Here is a 20,084-nt window from a genome sequence, read left to right as displayed (position 1 = left end):
TTTCGGTATGAATAGCATTTGCCTCTTTTAGTAAGAATTTCTCTCCTCCTGCAACTAATCCTGAAAAGAAATATCCTAAAATATAAGTAACAATGATTATTCCGAGAATACGTATGGAGACAGGTATCCGGCTGCCTCTATATTGCTTTTGAAATCGGAGTAATAAATAGTTGAAGGTTTTTCCTATAATAGTCAATAGCGTTGAGAAAAGGATAAATGTAATAGCTATTTCGCCGATATTCATTTCATCAGGGTAGGCCGTATTGATCAAAGTATATGAGTTGATCGTGAATATCTGAGATGCTATCCAGCCGGATATGATTGCAGCTAAAAGTGATGATATGGCGATTTTTACGGAATCGAACTTTTCCACTTCTTCGATGATAAATATCGTAGAAGCCAATGGCGCGGTAAAAGCAGAAGAGAGGCCTGCACTTGCCCCGCCTGTATATAAATAACGTTGTTCGGAGATGTTAGCCTTTCCCCACTTTCCGATTAATTTTGCAATGAACCCTCCCATCTGGACAGATGGACCTTCTCTTCCTAAAGAAAATCCCATACCTATTCCGGCAACACCTCCTATAAATTTAGCTATTAATGCTTTTAGCGGGTGGATAAATTGAAATCTTCCGAATATCGCACCTTCGATTTGAGGTATTCCGCTCCCTGAGATAATAGGATATTTTTTTACAAGATACCATATTGCTATTCCGGTAATCCACATGATTGTTATGATTACCGGATGAAACCACCAAGAGTAAGACGATGAAAAAAGAATGTCCCGTAAATCAGAAGACTTCACGAGTAAATAACGGAAAGGAACAGTAATAAGTCCGGTCATTCCTCCGACTACAATACAGAGCAGATATAATTTTACATGAGAAAATTTCATTATAAACAAGAAGAATACATATTTTCATAGTATAACGTTTTTGTTTTATACTCTGTTCGTAGAAGACTGAGTTTTAGTGTATATCTTTTTTCTTATGTATATCCGGAGGTAAGGTCTTGTATGATAAAATATGTATGGTTATACCGATGGCTATTGCTATCAAAAGTATGGCTATCCATACTTTAGCTATGATCCATATAGATATTCCTATCGTAATCCATAAAGTTGTTATGGTTATGATCTTTCCTCGTAAAGGGATTGCTTTATATTCATGAAAATTACGAATGCAGTTTCCGAAAAGAGGAATGTTCATGACTTTACGATAAAGATATGGAGAACTGCGAGTATAGAGCCATGCGGTCAGTAGCCAAAACGGAGTTGTCGGGAGTATCGGCACGAATAGACCGATACTCCCTAAAATAAGACATAAAGTCCCAGATACGATATATAATATTTTTTTGTACGAGTCGATTTTTAGCATTATCGGCAAATAAAATCTTCGGTGAGTGAGAATCCTCGTAATAGCTCTTCTGCCGATAGTCTTTTTTTCCCGGGAAGTTGTAGCACTTTTAATCGTAAGCCTCCGTTTCCGCAAGATATTTCAATATATTTTTTGCCGTCTGTATATAAAGTCCCGGGTTTTCCGTTTGTCGTATTTATAACTTCGGTTTCAAATATTTTTACAGTATAGACTGTCTGGTCGGGAGCTTCCCATTCGCACCATGCTGCCGGATAAGGAGATAATCCCCTTATAAAGTTAAATATATCTTTTGCACTTTTATTCCAGTCGATCCGGCAGGTTTCTTTAAAGATTTTTGGAGCAGGTCTTAACGGTTCGTTTACATTGACAGATTCCTGATCGACGGGTGAAACTCTGCCGTCTAGAATTGCATCTACCGTTTCTGTTACCATCGAAGCACCCATAACCATCAATCGATCATGTACCGTTCCTGCATTATCATTATCTGCAATAGGGATACGCTTTTGCATGATTATTTTACCGGTATCTATCCCATGAGTAAGAAAAAAAGTAGTAGCTCCGGTCTCTTTGTCACCGTTGATTATCGCCCAGTTGATAGGCGCTGCCCCACGATATTGGGGCAGGAGGGAAGCATGCAGATTGAATGTCCCTAATCGGGGCATGTCCCATACAACTTCAGGGAGCATACGGAATGCTACGACAATTTGAAGATCGGCATTCCACGCTTTTAATTCGGTCAGGAAGGTTTCGTCTTTTAATTTCTCAGGTTGTAAAAGAGGAAGACCTTGAGAAATAGCATATTCCTTTACCGAAGAAAATTGTATTTTGTGTCCTCGCCCTGCCGGTTTGTCGGGCATCGTAATTACTCCTACGACATTATATCCTCCCTCCACGAGATGTTTTAAACTCTCTACGGCAAATTCGGGAGTCCCCATAAAAACGATTCTTATATTTTTCTTTTCCATGTATATCTGTTAATCTTGAGAATAATGTACTAATACACGCCGGTATGAATTGAATATCTTCGATTTTGAAACAAATCCGACGTATTGATCGTTCTCTACGACCGGAAGATTCCAAGCGTTTGTTTCATCGAATATTTTCATCACTTTTTCCATTGTCATACCCACTTCGATTTTTCCCGGAGGCGCGATCATGAATTTTCGGACAAACATGCGATTGTATAGTTCCGGACGGAACATGATGTTTCTTATATCATCTAATAGTACGATACCGAGTAATTGATTGCGATGATTCGTAACCGGGAATATGTTTCGATGCGATTGAGATATAACTTTTACCATATCCCCTAAACTCATTTCGGGGTGCACTATGAGAAAATCTTTTTCTATAACGCTGTCCATTTTTAATAATGTCAATACGGCTTTATCTTTATGATGAGTAAGAAGCTCTCCTTTTTTGGCCAGACGCATAGTGTATATACTGTGTGGTTCGAAAATTCTGATTGTGCCGAATGCTACGGTAGAGGTGATCATTAGCGGAAGGAAAAGATCATATCCTCCGGTCAGTTCGGCCGTGAGGAAAAGAGCCATTAACGGAGCATGCATTACTGCCGACATGACTCCGGCCATTCCCATAAGAGCGAAGTTTTTTTCGGATAGAGGAATCACCATTTCGAAGTGATTGATCGTATAGGCAAACAGAAAGCCTCCCATACAACCGAGATAAAGACTTGGGGCAAATGTCCCTCCGACGCCACCTCCTCCGTTTGTCGCACTCGTTGCGAATACTTTAAGCAGCACGATTAAAGCTAAAGTCATAAAAACGACCCAAAAATTATCTCTCCACGGATAAAAAATACTACCGTCTGTGATAACATCAGGATGTCCGCTGAGCAATCGAGTGATAGATTCATAACCTTCACCGTAAAGGGGAGGTAGTAAGAAAATAGATAAACTTAAGATTATAGAACCTAATCCGAACTTTTTCCAAGGATTTCCGAGTTTACGGAATTTCCCTTCGAGCCAGTTCATGACTCTGGTAAAGTAGAGAGAAACGAAACCGCAGAAAATTCCCAAAATAATAACATACGGAATTCTCTCAGCAATGAAAGGCTCGGTCTGGACGAAACTAAACTGAGCCGTTGGTCCGGTAAAAATATAAGCAACGGTAGCCGCTGTTGCAGAGGAGATAAGTAATGGCATAACCGATGTTGTGGTCAAGTCCATCATAAGTATTTCCAAAGTAAATAGCAGACCTGCAATAGGTGCTTTGAAAATTCCGGCTATACTGGCAGATGCTCCGCATCCGACAAGAAGCATAAGCACACGGGTATCCAGTCTGAAGGCACTACCAATGTTCGACCCTATAGCTGCCCCCGTATATACGATAGGCGCTTCAGCTCCAACAGATCCTCCAAATCCTATCGTAATAGAACTTGCTACTACCGAGGTGTACATATTATGCGGTTTTAATCGACTTTTACGTTGTGAGATAGCATATAATATGCGAGTTATACCATGACTGATATCATCTTTAACAATATATCGTACGTATAGGCCTGAAAGCAGAATACCTATAATCGGATATACCAGGTATAAGTAGTTGGCATCACTGATAGAAAAATGTTCGGTGAGCAAATTTTGTATAAAATGTATCAGATATTTTAGTATAAGAGCAGCTCCTGCAGCTAAAATACCGATAATGAAGCTGAGAATTAAGATAAAGTTTTTTTCCTTTATATTTTTTTCCCGCCAGACAAGAAGCTTTAAGAACCAATCTTTTCCCATATTAAATACCTTTCCCTGTAAATACTGTTTTTACTGTGTAAATAATAATTTTCAAATCAACTAATAAAGACATGTTTTCAAGGTAAAGAATCTCATATTTGAGTCGTTTTATCATTTCATCTATATTACGCGCATAGCCGAATTTAACCATTCCCCATGATGTTATTCCCGGACGAACTTGATGCAATAGACTGTAATAGGGGGCACGGCGTATCAGTTGGTCTATAAAATATTTTCTTTCGGGGCGTGGACCTACAATAGACATGTCTCCTTTTATGACGTTCCAGAATTGGGGTAATTCATCCAGTCTGTATTTGCGCATGACGTGACCGAAAGGGGTTATGCGGGAGTCATTCTCATTCGATAGTGCCGGACCGTTTTTTTCGGCATTGTTTACCATCGTCCGAAATTTGTAAAGAGTAAATTCTTTTCTTCTGTAGCCGATGCGCTGTTGTTTGAAGATAACAGGCCCTTTCGATCCGGTTTTTATTTTTATCGCCAGAAATAAAAATAGAGGGGAGAGTATGATTAGAGCGAGTGCCGATAAAATTACGTCTAATAATCTTTTAATGTTTTTCTGGCAGTCAGAAAGAGAACATATACTTATATCGATAAATGGTGTTCCGTATATATTTGATAATTTTATACGGGATGTCAACATTTCGTATTCGCTGGCCTCTATCTGTATCGGTAGCTCGAGAGGGTATAAACTGTTGATCAGTTTATGCATATTTTTGCGATTATGATGTTCTTGAGCGATGATAAGTTCTTCTATAGAAAATTCTTTGATCTTTTCAGGAAGTTCAGAGAATGTAAATATCGGTAAATCAGAGGAAATACATTCTTGTTGGTCATCGGTTCTTACATACCCGATAATTTTGTATCCCATAGATTTTTGCATGTGATTCAGTTCATAGACCAAATTTTGAGCTTTCTTACCTGCCCCGATAATCAATGTATTGAAACCCCATATCCGATTATGTATTCGGAATGTCGCTCGTTGTGTGATAATGGCCCGACAAGTATATACACAAGTAAACAGTATGCCGAATAGTCCTAAAATTAATTTATAACTGGTATAGACGTGAGATTGGTCGTTAAGCAGAGCTACAAAGAAAACGATAAAAGTACAGAGCAGCGTAGAAAGAAATGTCGTGAAAAATTCGCCTAACCGGGATTTGAGAAAAGGATGATTATAGTATCCGGATAAATAAAAAATAAAGAGAAATATACAGGGAAAGATTATCTGTCCCTCTATTATTTTAGACGAATTTAAATAGCCCGATAAAGATCCGAATGAATATTGTATATTTAGCAAATGGTAACGGAACAAATTGAATAAAAACCAAGCAAGGCTGACCGAAATGATGTCGCCTACGAAATATTTTGCTATTTGTAGTTTTTGTTTCATTTATGGCCGTAATATCTTAACTATCCCTCCTTCTTCCAATTTTATAACACTTGATGGTGACGGGTGGGTCATTTCATTTTGACGGTATTCGACAATATAATCTACTGCATCTTTTATTTCTTGAGAAATTTCTGAAAAATTACGGGGAGAGGGTGCTCCACTGATATTGGCGGATGTCGAGACGATTGCTTTTCTGAATCTTTCGCAAAGTTTGTGTGAGAAAGGTTCTTTTGTTATGCGGATACCCACACTTCCGTCTTCTGCTAACAAATTATGGGCAAGATTACGGGCATTGGGATAAACTATGGTGAGAGGCTTATCTGCTACTTCTACTAAGTCCCATGCTATATCCGGAACATGATCGGTATAAAAATCTATTTTTGCAGGACTATCTACTAAAACGATTAAAGCTTTGCTGTCGATTCGTTTTTTTATTTCATATACTCGTTTTACTGCAAGTTCATTGGTGGCATCACATCCGATCCCCCATATCGTGTCGGTCGGATATAATATGAGTCCGCCCTCTTGCATGATTTTGCATGCCTCTTTTATATCGTTATCCATGTGAAAAGTTGTTATATAACTGACAACTCGCAAAGTTAAAAAATCACTTTCCGATTACAAAATAAATGTCTCTATTTCTTTTAAGGCCTATCTGAGTTTTACTCGGGCAAAGTTTGAGAGAAGCCTTCGTTAATAGTCAGTTTCCTTCTTGAGAAAAGAATTGTAACGAGTTATAACCAGGGAGAGAATGCAAAGATAACTTGATGATATTTTTATTATTGGAAAATTTGGACAGGCTCAAAAGAAATGGAAAATTGAGAAATATTCTCACAAAATTTAAGTAGCCTCTCATGCCGTTATTAAAAAATGCGAAGATTTTTTTGTTTTGAATGATTTCTTATACTCTTAATAGTGATATCGGGTATTGTTGTTTCTATCAAATAATTTATTAGTACAGCGTATTTATTTTAAAAATATTATTGCAATCTGCTTTTTGTTAATAGTTTTTCTTTTTTTGTGCATTTTGTAATCCGATAAAAAGGATGAATTTATTTTTGTGTTTTAGGTTTATATAATAATAAATAACTTATTTGTTGTGTGTAAATTTAAAAAAAAGGAACATATTATTAATTTTCTTCAAATCTTTTGTACTTCTCAAATTCGTTTCACACATTTGTAAAATTATTTAAAAAATGAATAGAAAGGCTTTTTTGATAGACTTTATTTAATCTGAAAAATATGCGAAGGTTTTTATATCATTTACTGATTATAATTTTGTTATTGTCGGTAAATCAAAGTGTAGAAGCTCAAGAGGCTGGAGTCAGAAAGGTGACAGGTGTTGTTATTGATACTGAACGTAGTCCGGTTGTCGGGGCTTCGATTCTTGTGAAAGAAACCAAGAAGGGAACTGTTACGGATATGGATGGAAAGTTTACTATCTCTGTTCCTGCAGATAAGGCTACTTTGGTTTTTTCTTTCATCGGAATGGAATCTGAAACTATTATTGTTACCAAGCAGACCGATTTAAAAGTTGTTTTGAAGAATAATGATCATCAGATCGGAGAAGTCGTGGTTCAAGGGGCATACGGTACTATTCAGAAAAGATCCGATATGGTAGGGAGTGCATTTCAGGTAGGATCAAAAGAGTTAAAGTATCTTCCGGCCGGACGTGTTGATGATATGTTGGACGGTTTGATTCCGGGTATGCGTATAGAGCCTAATACTGATTCTCCATCTGTCAGAACTCGTAATAATGTCCGTATTCGAGGTGACGGTTCTTTGAATGCGTCGAGCGAACCGATGTGGATTGTCGATGGCGTGCCTGTATATACGGGTACGGCAACGAATATTATAGAAGGAATGAACACGAGTATAAGTCCGCTCTCTTTTTTGAATCCGGACGATATCGAATCTATTACGGTTTTAAAAGATGCTTCTGCTACTGCTATTTACGGTGTTAATGCTTCGAATGGAGTTATTTTGATCACTACTAAGAAGGGGCATTCGGGAAAGACCGTGCTGAATGCTACGGTGCAGTATGGAGTTTCGTTTTTAAATGAATCGACACGTTTTAAAACTACAAACGGCTCACAATACCTTGAGTTGGCTCGGGAAGCTTGGCTGAACGGTGGTGAGAAAAATCTGGATTATTTCCCATATACAGATAATCCTCATGATTCGTATTCGACGACAAATACCAATTGGCATGATCTTCTTTTCGGGAATGGACAGACTTTACAGGTTAACGTCTCTGCAAGCGGAGGAAGTGAACGAATGTCTAACCGTTTGTCTGCATCTTATTATCAAGAGGATCAAATTGAAAAAGGCAATCGTCAGCAGCGTATTACGTTAAGATCGGTTACGAATGTACAGATACACCCTAAGTTTTCTTCTTCTGTTACATTAGGAGTTTCCTATAACCCGAATAATTTGTTTGCCGTATCGAAAAGCTATTATCAATTGTTGCCTATTTTTTCTCCTTATGATATGGACGGAACAACTTATAGGCTGTATGATAATATAATCGACGGAACGACAACAGATAGCTTTGGAAATGTAGTCCCGAATTGGAAAAAGAAGAAACTTTTTAATTCGTTGGCTTATAGGGATGAGAATTCGGATAAGCAACGTGCGGTACAAGCTGAAGGCAACTTTTCTTTAAAATATGATATTATTCAAGGACTTAACGCCACAGTACAATTCGGTGTAAATTATTTGAATAATCATGGAGCTTCTTATGATGCTCGGACAAATTGGGCGGGAATGGACTCTAATGGAGAGGGAATCGGTTATGCTCGTAGAGAAGAATCGAATGTGCTTACATGGGTCAATGTGTACCGGGTAAATCTCGATCGCCGTTTTGGGAAACATGGAGTAAATTCTGTTGTCGGTATTGAGTTGAAAAATGTTTCTCGAGATTCTCACAGCGCTTCGGGCAGCGGATTTATGAATGATTTTATTCAAGAAGTCGGTTATGCCGAGCAGGATAGCCGATTAGGTTCTAGTAGTTCTGATATTACCCGGAATCTTTCCTACTTTTTTTCGGCAGGATATAATTGGGCTTCTCGTTATTATCTGACAGTTTCGGGTCGAAGAGACGGAAGTTCTGATTTTGGAAAGTTTGCGCGTTGGGCTAATTCGGCATCGATCGGAGCTTCTTGGAATATTCATAACGAACCTTTTTATTCATGGGATTTTATGGATGTATTGAAATTGAAAGGTTCGTATGGAAATATGAATAATTCGCGTTCGAGCGTTTCTGCAAAAGGCGCTTATAATTATAGCGACTCTTATTTTTATGATAACCGATTAGGGGCTGTCATGTCAGAACCGCCTAATCCGGGATTGACGTGGGAAACTACTTACAAAACTAATGTCAGTATTCGTGCACGTTTTTTAGAACGGTTTGATATGGAATTGGAATATTATCGGAATGTGACGGAGAATATGCTGAGTAAGTTGGGGGTATCCCGTGCTGTGGGTAGCACGCGTATTTATCGTAATGCCGGATCGATGCGAAATCAAGGGGTAGAGTTTAATATGAATACGGTCAATATACGGATGAAAGATTTTGAATGGACTACCGATTTTAATATTGCTCATAATAAAAATAAGATATTAGAGCTGTATAATGACACGGAAGTCGGTCGTATAACTAATGTTTGGAGAAAAGGAGAAGATAAAAATGTTTATTATTTGGTCCGCTGGGCAGGGGTAGATCCTCGTGACGGAAGCCCTCTGTGGTATGATAAGAACGGTAATATAACCCGATCATTTAGTTATGATAATAGAGTCCCGTATAAAACTTCTTCTCCGACTGTTTATGGAGGATTCCATAATACATTCAGATGGAAAGATCTTTCGTTGCGTGTAAATATGACCTATTCTATCGGTGGATATTTGTTGAGTTCATTTATGTCGGGATCATTAGATGACGGACGTAGTGTTCTATCTTACAATCAGCCGATCGAGGCGCTCGATCGTTGGCAAAATCCCGGAGACTTGGCGGTGAATCCGAAATTTGTCAATAATAATCCGAGTAAATCGAGTATGTACTCGACTCGGTATCTGTATAAGGCGACATATTTTGAATTGAAGAATATCGTTTTGACATATAATCTTCCGAAGTCGATTTGTAAAAAGATGAATATGAGCGGATGTACTCTTTCTCTTATTGGAGATAATGTGGCAATATTTACTCCGGATCAGAAAAAAGGGAAAAACAGTTATAAAACTTTAATGAACGGATTCCCGATGACAACGACCTATTCGGTGAGCTTAGGTGTATCTTTCTAAATAACGAATATGATGAGAAGAATATATAAAATTTTATTTTGCATTGCACTTGCCGGTTTCCAGGGATGCAGTTTCCTGGAAGTAGAAAAATTCGGTAAAAGCGATATAGAAACCTTTTTTTCGGATGTTGACGGATTACGGTCCGGATTGGCGGGCTCTTATCGTTTGTTGTATAATTTCTATGACGGAGAATTTTCTGAATATCCTGAGGTTGCAGCAGATATGTTGTATTTATCTAATTCAGAAGGAGTAAGTATTGCCGATCAGTATAATTATACTTCCGATCCGGCTCAGGAAACCGGCGCTGTGGGGTATATCTGGAGAGATGGATTGGAGATAATAGGGAATGTAAATAATATATTGCAATATGCTCCCGATTTGAAAGAGAAATATCCGGGAAATGCGGCAGAGATAGAACTTATTCGGGCTCAGGCTCTCTATATCCGGGCATTAGTTCATCTAAACCTTTGCTGCTGTTATGGCCAACATTATACTTATACGCCTGATGCCTCACATTGGGGAGTCCCCAATCTCTCTATTTTGCCCAGTGCGAATGACCCTGTGTTGCGGGCTTCGGTATATGATGTTTATAATAAACGTATTATCCCGGATTTGGAAGAGGCTATAGGAATTTTCGGATCTACGACAATGGATTGTTATCATGCTTCTGCAACAGCATGTGAAGCTTTGCTTGCCAGAGTATATCTTTATATGGAGCAGTGGCAAAAAGCAAGTGACTATGCGACAACGGTTATTGCTAAAGTTCCTTTAACCTCGTATGAAAATTATGTCAATATGTATGTTAATATAGAAACTGGGAGTGAGGCTATATTCCGGTTAAACGGTTTTCGGGCTTCAAAAGATCTGTGGAAATTTTATGATCCTGTGTCTCCTATCGCTCGTCCGGCAGATACATTATATACCTTTTTTGACCAACCTGACGATATTCGTCTCGAATTGCTTTATGCTACGAAAGATGAAGTTAAAACTAAAGCATGCCGTAAATTTTATGTAGCTAAAGATGTGGTTGAGGATGACAAGCATTATGATCCGTTCGTTTCGAGGGTGTCGGAGATGTATTTGATTAGAGCGGAGGCGAATTGTTATCTTCCCGGAGGAGAAACAACTGCGGCAAATGACATCAAAGCATTGCAGGCAAGGGCTTTAGGAAAACAGCCTTCGGAAATTAATTTAGTTTATAGCAGTGTTGAAGATTTACTGAAATTAGTTGAGAAAGAACGTATTAAAGAGCTTTGTTTTGAGGGGCATAGATTGTTTGATATTACTCGGAAAAAACAAAATATGGTGCGTGAATCAAGTACGAATTCTATCGTAAAAATAAAAACTTATCCTAATGATTGGTTTGTGTTACCTATACCTATGGATGAGATTGAGGCCAATCCCGAGATACAGCTTAATCCGGGAGTTAATTATTGATTGATAAAATTTAGTAGTTATAGATATGAAATTTGTAAAAATATTATTTCTCCTGGCTGTAGCTATTGTACTTTCTTCTTGTTCTAAAGATGAAGAACCGTTCGATCATCCTTTTATTTATATTGCTGATGCACAGGGAGGATCATCTGCTGTTATAGACTGTGACGGTACTTTTGTCGCTACTTATTATGTGTATATGAGTACGAAAAAAATTGCAGAAGATGTCACGGTTGATTATGAACTTGTCGTAGGAGACGGTTTACAGGAAGGTGTTGATTTTAGACAAGTATCTTCCGGTTCTTCTATCGTGTTTCCCAGCGGTGTATATGAAAGGCCTATTCGTATAGAGTGGTTGAATCACATGATTGAAGCCGGGAAAAATAATACGGTTAAGATTGTATTGAAAAGTAACAGTAAGAATTTTACTATCGGATTTCCGGGACCGGATCACTTGAATAGTGAATATACGATTACCAAGCAAATACCATTTTAAATTGTTTAATGAGAGGGTTTTCCTCTATAAAAAATTGAGTATGAAGAAGTTATTTTTAAATTTGCTCTTATTGAGTATGTGCAGTGCATTATTTGTTGCCTGCTCTGATGATGACAATGACGGGGATGTTACCGCTGTTGTCGGTTTAAAGTCTTTCGGGTTTTATGCCGAAGATAATTCTGCTTTGGCTGAAGATTATATCGTTCCTGAAATCACAGGGGATATGAGAATAGCTGTACCTGCTAATACGGATATTTCAGCTTTAGTTGCCCGATTTACGACAGAAGATGGGAATGAGGTGAAGATAAACGGCGTGTTGCAAGAAAGCGGAGTGACTGCTAATGATTATACTTATCCGGTTGATATTATTGTGACGGATACCAAATCGAATACTTCGAAAAGTTATGTAATTACTATTGTGTTCCAATCTCCTAAAATATGGAAAAAGATAACCGATTTTAACCCTACATCAGAACTTGCCGGAGATTTTGCAATGAAAGTGAATCCGAAAGATAATATGCCTTATATTGCTTATACGATAGATGATAATGGTTCTGATAAGTTATGTGTTGCCAAATGGAATGGTTCTGCTTTCGAAAATGTGGGTGCAGAAAATTTCTCAACGGCAGTTTCAGGTGGTATAGATATTGCTTTTGATCCGGATGGTATTCCTTATGTATTATATATAGATAAAGATAACGGAACTGCCGCAACTGTTATGAAATATACGGGTGGCAATTGGAGTGTCGTTGGAAATTCTGGATTTTCTATTAAAGCCAATGCTAGTTCCGGAACAGCATTAGCTATTGATCCTCAGACAAAAAATCCGGTTGTCGTTACCATATCCAATAATGCTTCAGCCGCTATTGCTCGTCGTGCTCCCGAATTGTCTTATTTCAACGGGTCAAGTTGGGTAACGGCACAAGTATTTACCGGACGTCCGGGAGTGAGTGGCACGACTTATGCTGCTTTTGTTCCTGTAGCCACAACTTATGGAAATAGTGTTTATATTGCAATGTCGAATAATGGTGCCGGCTATTCTTTGTACAAATTTACGAATGGTACGATCGCTCCGGTAGTTGAAGGGGGATTCCTTAAAGAAGGTGCGACTTCGAACGGGATCAAAGATTTGTCTATAGATATCGATGGTAATGGTAATGTATTCCTTTGCACTGTAGATAATGCGGATACGGAAGACGGAAATCCAAGATTGTTTAAATATAATCTGGAATCGGGACAATTGGCCATAGTAGGCGGTGCAATAAATAATGTTTTTGAATCGCACAATTTTTACAAAGTCGCTGTCGATGCCCAGAATACGCCGTTTGTGGTTTATCGTGATTATAAAGGGCTTAAGAACTCATTTGTTATCAATCTTGATAATGAGACCAAACAGTGGAGCGATGCGTTTGCCTTGAATACAGCTTCTTCAGAACGTGCGTTTGTCGATTTCAACAGTAATAACGATGGTTTTATCGGTGTGCTTATGGAAGAAGGCAATGTGATAGAACTTTATACTTATGCTGATGCTGATTAATTGTCGATAAATATTAATAAGTGAAACAGGAGCATAGCTACATCTATGCTCCTGCTTTTCTTTCTGCTCAGAATAATGTTGCAACTAATATTGAAATAACTTTGGAAAACATCTCGTATATTGCTATTCTTATATGATTGATTTAATAAAAAAAATACTTCTGTTATTCTTTTTGATCAGTGGTACACTGTTTTCGGTCAGTGCGAAAAAAATACCGCAAAATCCGAATCTTATCAAGGGAAAATTATCTAACGGGTTGACATATTATATTTATCCTAATGATTATCCGAAAGGAGAGGCTATATATCGACTTTTTATAAAGTCGGGATCGGTATTCGAGACGGAGAAGCAGAGAGGGTTGGCTCATTTTCTTGAACACATGGCTTTTAATGGGACAACACATTTTCCAGGAAATTCCATGATTCGTTTTTTAGAATCTCATGGTGCGAAGTTCGGAAAAGATTTGAATGCCCATACTTCGATGAATGAAACTGTCTATAAATTACAGCTTCCTTCTTCAGACCGACAGATGGTCGATAGTACTATTACGATTTTAGCCGATTGGGCGGGACATTTGCTGCTTGATAGCTTGGAAATAGAGAAGGAGAGAGGGGTAATTTTGTCTGAATGGCTTTCCAGAACCGGACCTGAAAGTGAAATCGGTGAGGCATTTTTGATGGAAATATTGAACGGTTCGCGTTATTCGAAGCGAAAAACAATTGGAGATACAGCAGTTATCCGGCATTTTAAACATGAAGAAATTAAAAATTATTATCGAGATTGGTATGCACCTCGACTTATGGCTGTTGCTGTTGCCGGAGATGTAGACTCGGAGTATGTAAAAAATTTGATTGTTGAAAAATTCGGTTCTTTAAAAAATGGATCTGTAAAAGAGATACCGAGTTATGCTATTGATGATTATGATAGCGTATCGGTTAAGAGAGTTGCTCACCCTTCGTTAAAAAAAGAGGAGTTGAATATTATTCGCCTTTTGCCGATGCCTGATCCGGTGCAAACCGAAAAAGATTATAAAAATTATTTACAGCGGGCCATGCTCAACAGATTGACAAAAGCTCGTTATAATGCTCTTACTTTTGATGATGTCCCGTTTAATGGGGCGAGTTTGTCCCATTCTTCTTTTCTGAATATTAAAGGAGGACTATTTGCTTCCGTTGAATTGATTCCGGGAAAAATAGAAGCCGGTATTACAGAATTTGCCAGAGAAACCGAGCGTATGGTTCGTTATGGTTTTTCCAAGAAAGAAATAGATAAAGAAAAAAAACGGCTTTTAAATACATTGCGTCGTAGAGCAGAGTCTAAAAATCCGGAACAGTCTTCTTCTTTTATCGAGGAAATGTATCAAAATTTTTATATCGGTCATCAAATGTTTACCCCGGCCGAAGAGTATCGTATGGCAAGAAAATTCATAGCACAAATAGACTCTTCGATGTTGGTAAAACAGTTACAAAAATTAGAACGGTCGGCATTGCCGCACTATCTGATTACTTCATCCGAAAAGAATAAAGATGAATTTCCGGATGACCGAAAACTCCTTTCGATCTTTGAACAAGTGAAAAAAGAAACCCTTGCTCCTTATGTCCTGCAATTTGAAGTGCCTGATCAATTATTACCGGAAAAACCGGAAGGTGGGAAAATCGTGGGACGTAGAAGTATTGACGAGATCGATGCTCAGGAGTTGATCCTGTCTAATGGCGTAAAAGTGATTTTTAAGAATAATTCTTTAGATAAAGACCGGATCGTGGTTAGCGGTTTTCGTAAAGGCGGCCTTTATGCATTAGACTCGACACGTTATGTTTCGGGTATTTTTTCAGGATCTGTAATTCCATTGAGTGGAGCGGGTGAATTTTCGAGGGATGCCCTTAGTTATTTCTTGTCAGGTAAAGATGTTTCTTGTCGTTTCTTGGTGGAGAAACACCGTTCGGGTGTTATAGCGACCTCTAAGATAGATCAAATGGAAACGATGTTCCAATTACTTTTTTTGAGGTGGACTCAACCTAAAGTCGATATGGATTTATTACGGCAGGTGATGGATAAGAGCATCGAAAAATACCGAACGATACGTAAAACCGATGCAGATTTATTTAATACGGAGCTGAGAAACATTTTGCGGACTCCTGATTATACCGATCGGGAAATATCGGATACTATTATCGAGAATGAAGTAAAAGCCGAATGGTTGTTGCCGGCTTATAATCATTGTTTCGGTGCGGCAGAAGGATATACTTTTATCATAACTTCCGATCAGCCGTTGCAGGATATAGAACCTTTTATCGAAACTTATCTCGGAGGATTGCCCGGAGGAAAGTCTTGTACGGAATATGTGCATAAAGGTGGTAAAATACCTGTTGAACCGGTTGTTTTTAGCCGCAAAGCCGGAGATTCACCCAAGGCTGTTGTTTCTTTGATATTTCAGCAAGATAGTATTGACGGGAATATTATGGATCTGAATTTAAAGAATGATGTAACAAAAGGAATTCTGCGTATGAAATTGTTGGCAGTCTTAAGAGAAAAAATGGGAATGGTTTACAGTGTTGGGGTATCGGTCGGAGCTACTCAGCATCCTTCGGCCTTATGCCGTGAAACGATAAGCTTCAGTTGTTTGCCAGATAATGTGCAGGCATTGGTCGATAGCACTTTTCTCGTTATCGGAAATATGTGTGATGATCCGGACTCTTTTTCTGGTGAATTGGAAGATGTTAAGACGAATCTTATAAAAGATTGGAAAATAACAAAGCAAAGAAGTTCTTTTTGGACTACGCAGATACGTAATACATTGTATAATAATATTCCTGATTGGAAACATATAACGGATTATGAAGCTCGAGTGAAGAATATAACAAGTGAAGATGTCGCAGATCATATTCGCAAATGTTTTTTGAAAACTCCGGTTGTAAAAGCAGTTCTATTACCTAAAGACGATAAAGAATGAAAAGCATTAAATATTTCCTATTTCTTGTATATTTAGTCTGTTTTGTGCCCTTGACCGCACAGAATATTATATCGGGAAAAGTTTTTTTAGATAAAAATGGTAATGGTATTCAAGACCGATCGGAACACGGAATAAAGGCTGTTCCGGTATCGAATGGAAGAGATGTGGTTCTTACGGATAAAGATGGAAACTTTTCTATATCGGTAGCGGACGGAGAAAGCCTTTTCCCTATCATCCCTTCAGGATACACTTCTTCGTCCGGAGATATAATCAGAAGTTCCGATTTCCTTTTTAAAACAAGGCAATCGAAAGATAAAGTGGATTTTGCTCTGAAGAAAGAAAAACAGCCGGAACATTTTACATTGGGCGCTATCGGAGATATACAAATGGGAAATCCTCAAGAACTCGATTATGCTAATCAAACTATTATACCTGAACTTGCCGGGAGAAAGGATATTCAGTTGGCTGTATGGTTGGGAGATTTGGTAAATAACCGTCTTGAACTTTTTGAAGATGTACGTGAGATGATTCGTTGTACGGAAATACCATCTTGGGTACTTCCCGGAAATCATGATCGAATTACGAACGGACATACATTACAAGACTCTCTTTTTAATTGTTATTTCGGGGCTTCAGCTTATGCATTTAATTATGGAAATGTCCATTTTATTATTTTAAATAATGTAGCTCCGGATAGTAAAAGAGGGTATAAGGCACGTATTTCCGATCGGCAGATGACCTTTATAAAAAATGATTTGTCTTATGTCCCGAAAGATCGTTTTGTCGTCTTTTGTCAACATATACCTTTGGTGCATACCGAAAATATCGAAGATCTGAAAACTTTGTTAAATGGGAGAAATAAGTTATTTGCTTTGTCGGGGCATACTCATAGAGTCAGCCGGCATTTTATACCGATAGGAAATGCTGTAATGCAGGAACTGGTTGCCGGTGCTACTTGCGGACATTGGTGGGTCGGAGAGAAAGATTGGCTCGGAGTTCCGTCGGCTTTAATGCAGTGCGGTGCTCCCCGTAACTATTTTACGATAGAATTTTCTCCTGATGATTATCAGATACATTTTAAAGGAGTCGGTTTGGATTCTGAAAGACAAATGGATATATGGGTGCAAGGTTGCGATACAATAGATCGGCATGTGAAAGATTTTCGAGAGTTTGCACGAGGAGAGATTTTTGCTAATATATATGGTGGGTCGGATAGTACGGAGGTTAACATACAAATAGGCAATACTCTACCTGTTCGTATGGAAAAAGTTGAAGTAACAGCACCTATGGTTACCAGACAAAATCAGTGGTATAAAGATAAAATATATCCTACAAAAATAAGCCGTAGGAGTCCTTTACGGAAAAGTGCATCTACACATTTATGGCATTTTAGATTGCCGGAGAACCTTATGCCGGGTATATATCCGATACGTATCGAGGCGAAAGATACTTATGGGTTTTCTGTTTCCGGTGTTCGAATAGTTCGTATCGAAGATCCTGATACTCCATTCGATTGGAGAAAAAGACGTTAAGAGTTCGTCTAAAATATTATCAGCTCGTCTTTACGTTTTCTTCCGGGCTATAACGTTGTTAACGGTGTCGGTACGGTTCTCCTCTTGAAAGGAGAACCGGCTATTTATGAGGATATTTTACCCGGATCAGATTTAGATGGCCTTTAAGAGCTCTATATATAATTTGAGTAGGTTCGGTAAATCGAGATTAACTCCTCTATTATGTTTGGCTTTTGTTTATAATAATCGGATATTGATCTTTTATCTCTTTTGTCTATGACTAAAGAATCGGTATCCTCGTCATATTTTATATAACTATTGAAAATTGAGTTACCGTCTTGTATGACGATCTTTTTTGAGGAAAAATATAAGTTGGATAATGTTAAGATCAGTTCATCATCGAGTAAACCTAATTGCATTTTCATAAGAGTGTCGAAAGGAGAACTTTTTCTGTTAAGAATGGAATAGTTGTTTTTTTTCCCGTTCCAAGCAATATCTCCATTATAAATTTCAATAGTCGGTTGATCGGTATATACGATTATCAATTGATAGAAAGGTGCGTAATCTTCATAATTCAATGTTGCGGCAAAAGCTAAAGCGCGAAGAGTCGATTGTGGATTATAGATATATAAGCCTATCCTGACCTTTTCTTTTTTGATTAATATCTGCTTTAGTCTGAACGATATTAATTGATACCAAGCTTCTGTATTGGACAGACAATTGATACTTTTCTCCAATGCTTCAGTAATTCGTTTTTCTTGAGAAGATTCTCCTATAAAAGAATACCGCTCATAACTGTTGCCGTCCAATCCTTTGATCTCGGATATAAGCATTTCATTGTTATATCTAGGGTCATCTGCAAATATACCATATTTATAAATAGTGGGTATCATCCAGTTTCCGGCACTTAGTTCGGCGTCGAATTTTTCAGGATATCCGGCTTCACTGGCATCATAATTTGCTTTTTTACACAAAGCGATAATCAATTCTTCTTCTAAGTGCTGGGTATATTCCTCCTTCGTTTCATATGAATCGGTTTCGTTTTCAAAAATATTACCGGTTATAAGTCCTATTTTTTTAATTAGTTTTGTATCGCTCATTTTTTGCCAGGTAAAGACAGATGCATACGGATATATGATTTTATGAGTAGAATCCATATATATTATTACATAATCGGAAATATGGGCCTGAGCGCACAATGATTCGAATGTTTGTCTAAACAATTCCCTTTTTTCTTTAGTATAAAAGAGATTGAGCGAATATGTTCTTGGAAAGTGTCTGTCAAAAATGTTAGGAGGTAAAGCTTGTTGTTCTTCTATGGAATAAGGGATAAATGAGACCGGATCGATTTCGATTTTATATCCTTTAATTGCATAGGTCGTGTTATTGACAAGTTCAGAAAAAGCCCTTATTATTTCAGACCAGTGAGTAGAAATAATTATAATGCGAATTTCCCCATCTTTAGCTTTATATTTTTGTTTTATAAGTGCATGGTATTTAAGAATTTCTGTTATAGTATCTCTCGCCGAGTTATTAGCCCTTTTAACTTCGATGATAACACAATTGTTGAATACGTCTTTGGCTAGAATATCAATGAAGCCTTTGCTACCGATGTGATCGGGCAAAGGAAATTCTGTTCGTATCAATGATAATTCCGGAGTAATGAATGAGAGGTTTTGAGCCAACCAATTTCTTATCGTGTCTTCAATATTATTATACTGTCTGTTACTCATATTATATGGTTTATGATAGAAAAATATTAGAACTCATATTCCATTTCAGAATAAAAGTCTTTGACGTCTATTTCTCCTAAAAAACGAGGAGGTATGTTTTTTATTAGTTCATATTTCTCAATTAAGTATTTTTTGTTTTCTTTTTTTCTCTCCAAGGTTTTCCCAGACTTGACATCGAATTAAAGAAAAATAGAGCCTGTTCATAAGTTGTGAGTTGTGCTCGATACATTTTCGCATAAGATTTTTTTGTTGAAAGTCTAAATAAGGGCATTCGTCAATATATTTTATAAGTTCTATAAATATATCTGAAATAGTAGCCTGATTTAGATTGATGTCCTCCGTAAAATATGATCTTATCGGTATTTAGGAATTGCTTTTTCGAAGAATTAAATTTGTTTGTAGATATAGTTTGTCTGTTTCGACTTTTCTTTACTACAATTAAGTATTTGATTTCGGATATTTATTAAGTATTATCTATTTAAGATTTGTTCAGCGGAGAGGGAGGGATTCGAACCCCCGGTACCTTCCAGTACACCGGTTTTCAAGACCGCCGCGATCGACCACTCTGCCACCTCTCCAATGCCTTTGTC

Annotated in this window: 14 protein-coding genes and 1 tRNA gene; 6 read left to right on the top strand and 9 right to left on the bottom strand. The window is 37.8% G+C overall.

What is annotated here, in order from left to right; genetic code table 11:
- The 6 genes from AC1WHX_RS03475 to AC1WHX_RS03450 form a co-directional block, all read right to left on the bottom strand.
- Window positions 1-892: chloride channel protein (locus AC1WHX_RS03475; protein WP_481228854.1), on the bottom strand; the 892-nt coding region annotated here is incomplete at its 3' end.
- 73 nt (window positions 893-965) lie between these two features.
- The gene (locus AC1WHX_RS03470; protein WP_009317217.1) at window positions 966-1,373 is read right to left on the bottom strand and encodes a YbaN family protein; all 408 of its coding nucleotides are present in this window, start codon (window positions 1,371-1,373) and stop codon (window positions 966-968) included.
- Window positions 1,373-2,338 (bottom strand): methionyl-tRNA formyltransferase, encoded by a 966-nt coding sequence (gene fmt / locus AC1WHX_RS03465; RefSeq protein WP_122337107.1) that lies wholly within the window; start codon window positions 2,336-2,338, stop codon window positions 1,373-1,375. The genes AC1WHX_RS03470 and fmt overlap by 1 nt, the downstream gene beginning before the upstream one ends.
- A gap of 9 nt (window positions 2,339-2,347) precedes the next feature.
- A complete protein-coding gene (locus tag AC1WHX_RS03460; RefSeq protein WP_122337108.1) occupies window positions 2,348-4,123 on the bottom strand; it encodes a chloride channel protein in 1,776 nt (591 codons plus the stop codon).
- A 1-nt stretch (window position 4,124) separates the two neighbouring features.
- Window positions 4,125-5,534 carry a sugar transferase gene (locus tag AC1WHX_RS03455; RefSeq protein WP_303115657.1) on the bottom strand — a complete coding sequence of 470 codons (1,410 nt, stop codon included), beginning with the start codon at window positions 5,532-5,534 and terminating at the stop codon, window positions 4,125-4,127.
- Window positions 5,535-6,098 carry an L-threonylcarbamoyladenylate synthase gene (locus tag AC1WHX_RS03450; protein WP_009317209.1) on the bottom strand — a complete coding sequence of 188 codons (564 nt, stop codon included), beginning with the start codon at window positions 6,096-6,098 and terminating at the stop codon, window positions 5,535-5,537.
- Between the two features lie 678 nt (window positions 6,099-6,776).
- Here AC1WHX_RS03450 and AC1WHX_RS03445 point away from each other — a divergent pair.
- The 6 genes from AC1WHX_RS03445 (at window position 6,777) to AC1WHX_RS03420 (ending at window position 17,782) form a co-directional block, all read left to right on the top strand.
- On the top strand, window positions 6,777-9,833 hold the full coding sequence (locus tag AC1WHX_RS03445) for a SusC/RagA family TonB-linked outer membrane protein (protein ID WP_302544737.1): 3,057 nt from the start codon (window positions 6,777-6,779) through the stop codon (window positions 9,831-9,833).
- 9 nt (window positions 9,834-9,842) lie between these two features.
- Window positions 9,843-11,270, top strand: a complete 1,428-nt coding sequence (locus tag AC1WHX_RS03440) for a RagB/SusD family nutrient uptake outer membrane protein (RefSeq protein WP_122337111.1) — start codon at window positions 9,843-9,845, stop codon at window positions 11,268-11,270.
- 25 nt (window positions 11,271-11,295) lie between these two features.
- Window positions 11,296-11,763: a hypothetical protein gene (locus tag AC1WHX_RS03435; RefSeq protein ID WP_122337112.1), complete on the top strand. Its 468-nt coding sequence runs from the start codon at window positions 11,296-11,298 to the stop codon at window positions 11,761-11,763.
- 40 nt (window positions 11,764-11,803) lie between these two features.
- On the top strand, window positions 11,804-13,300 hold the full coding sequence (locus tag AC1WHX_RS03430) for a hypothetical protein (RefSeq protein ID WP_122337113.1): 1,497 nt from the start codon (window positions 11,804-11,806) through the stop codon (window positions 13,298-13,300).
- Between the two features lie 133 nt (window positions 13,301-13,433).
- On the top strand, window positions 13,434-16,250 hold the full coding sequence (locus AC1WHX_RS03425) for a M16 family metallopeptidase (RefSeq protein WP_302544736.1): 2,817 nt from the start codon (window positions 13,434-13,436) through the stop codon (window positions 16,248-16,250).
- Window positions 16,247-17,782, top strand: coding sequence for a calcineurin-like phosphoesterase C-terminal domain-containing protein (locus AC1WHX_RS03420; protein WP_278584882.1), 1,536 nt, complete (start codon window positions 16,247-16,249; stop codon window positions 17,780-17,782). Before AC1WHX_RS03425 ends, AC1WHX_RS03420 begins: the two co-directional genes overlap by 4 nt.
- 152 nt (window positions 17,783-17,934) lie before the next feature.
- Here AC1WHX_RS03420 and AC1WHX_RS03415 read toward each other — a convergent pair whose 3' ends face one another.
- The 3 genes from AC1WHX_RS03415 to AC1WHX_RS03405 all read right to left on the bottom strand — a co-directional run bounded on the left by AC1WHX_RS03415 (window position 17,935) and on the right by AC1WHX_RS03405 (window position 20,072).
- Window positions 17,935-19,494, bottom strand: a complete 1,560-nt coding sequence (locus tag AC1WHX_RS03415) for a PDDEXK family nuclease (RefSeq protein WP_481228853.1) — start codon at window positions 19,492-19,494, stop codon at window positions 17,935-17,937.
- Between the two features lie 121 nt (window positions 19,495-19,615).
- Entirely contained in the window at window positions 19,616-19,765 is a 150-nt protein-coding gene (locus AC1WHX_RS03410; protein WP_009317192.1) for a putative phage abortive infection protein, read from the bottom strand.
- A 222-nt stretch (window positions 19,766-19,987) separates the two neighbouring features.
- Window positions 19,988-20,072: transfer RNA gene (locus AC1WHX_RS03405), tRNA-Ser, on the bottom strand.
- Window positions 20,073-20,084 lie beyond the last annotated feature (12 nt).

The sequence above is a fragment of the Coprobacter sp. genome (assembly GCF_982436375.1).
Note: the sequence above shows the minus strand (reverse complement) of the source record. Positions and strands in the feature narration are given on the sequence as shown.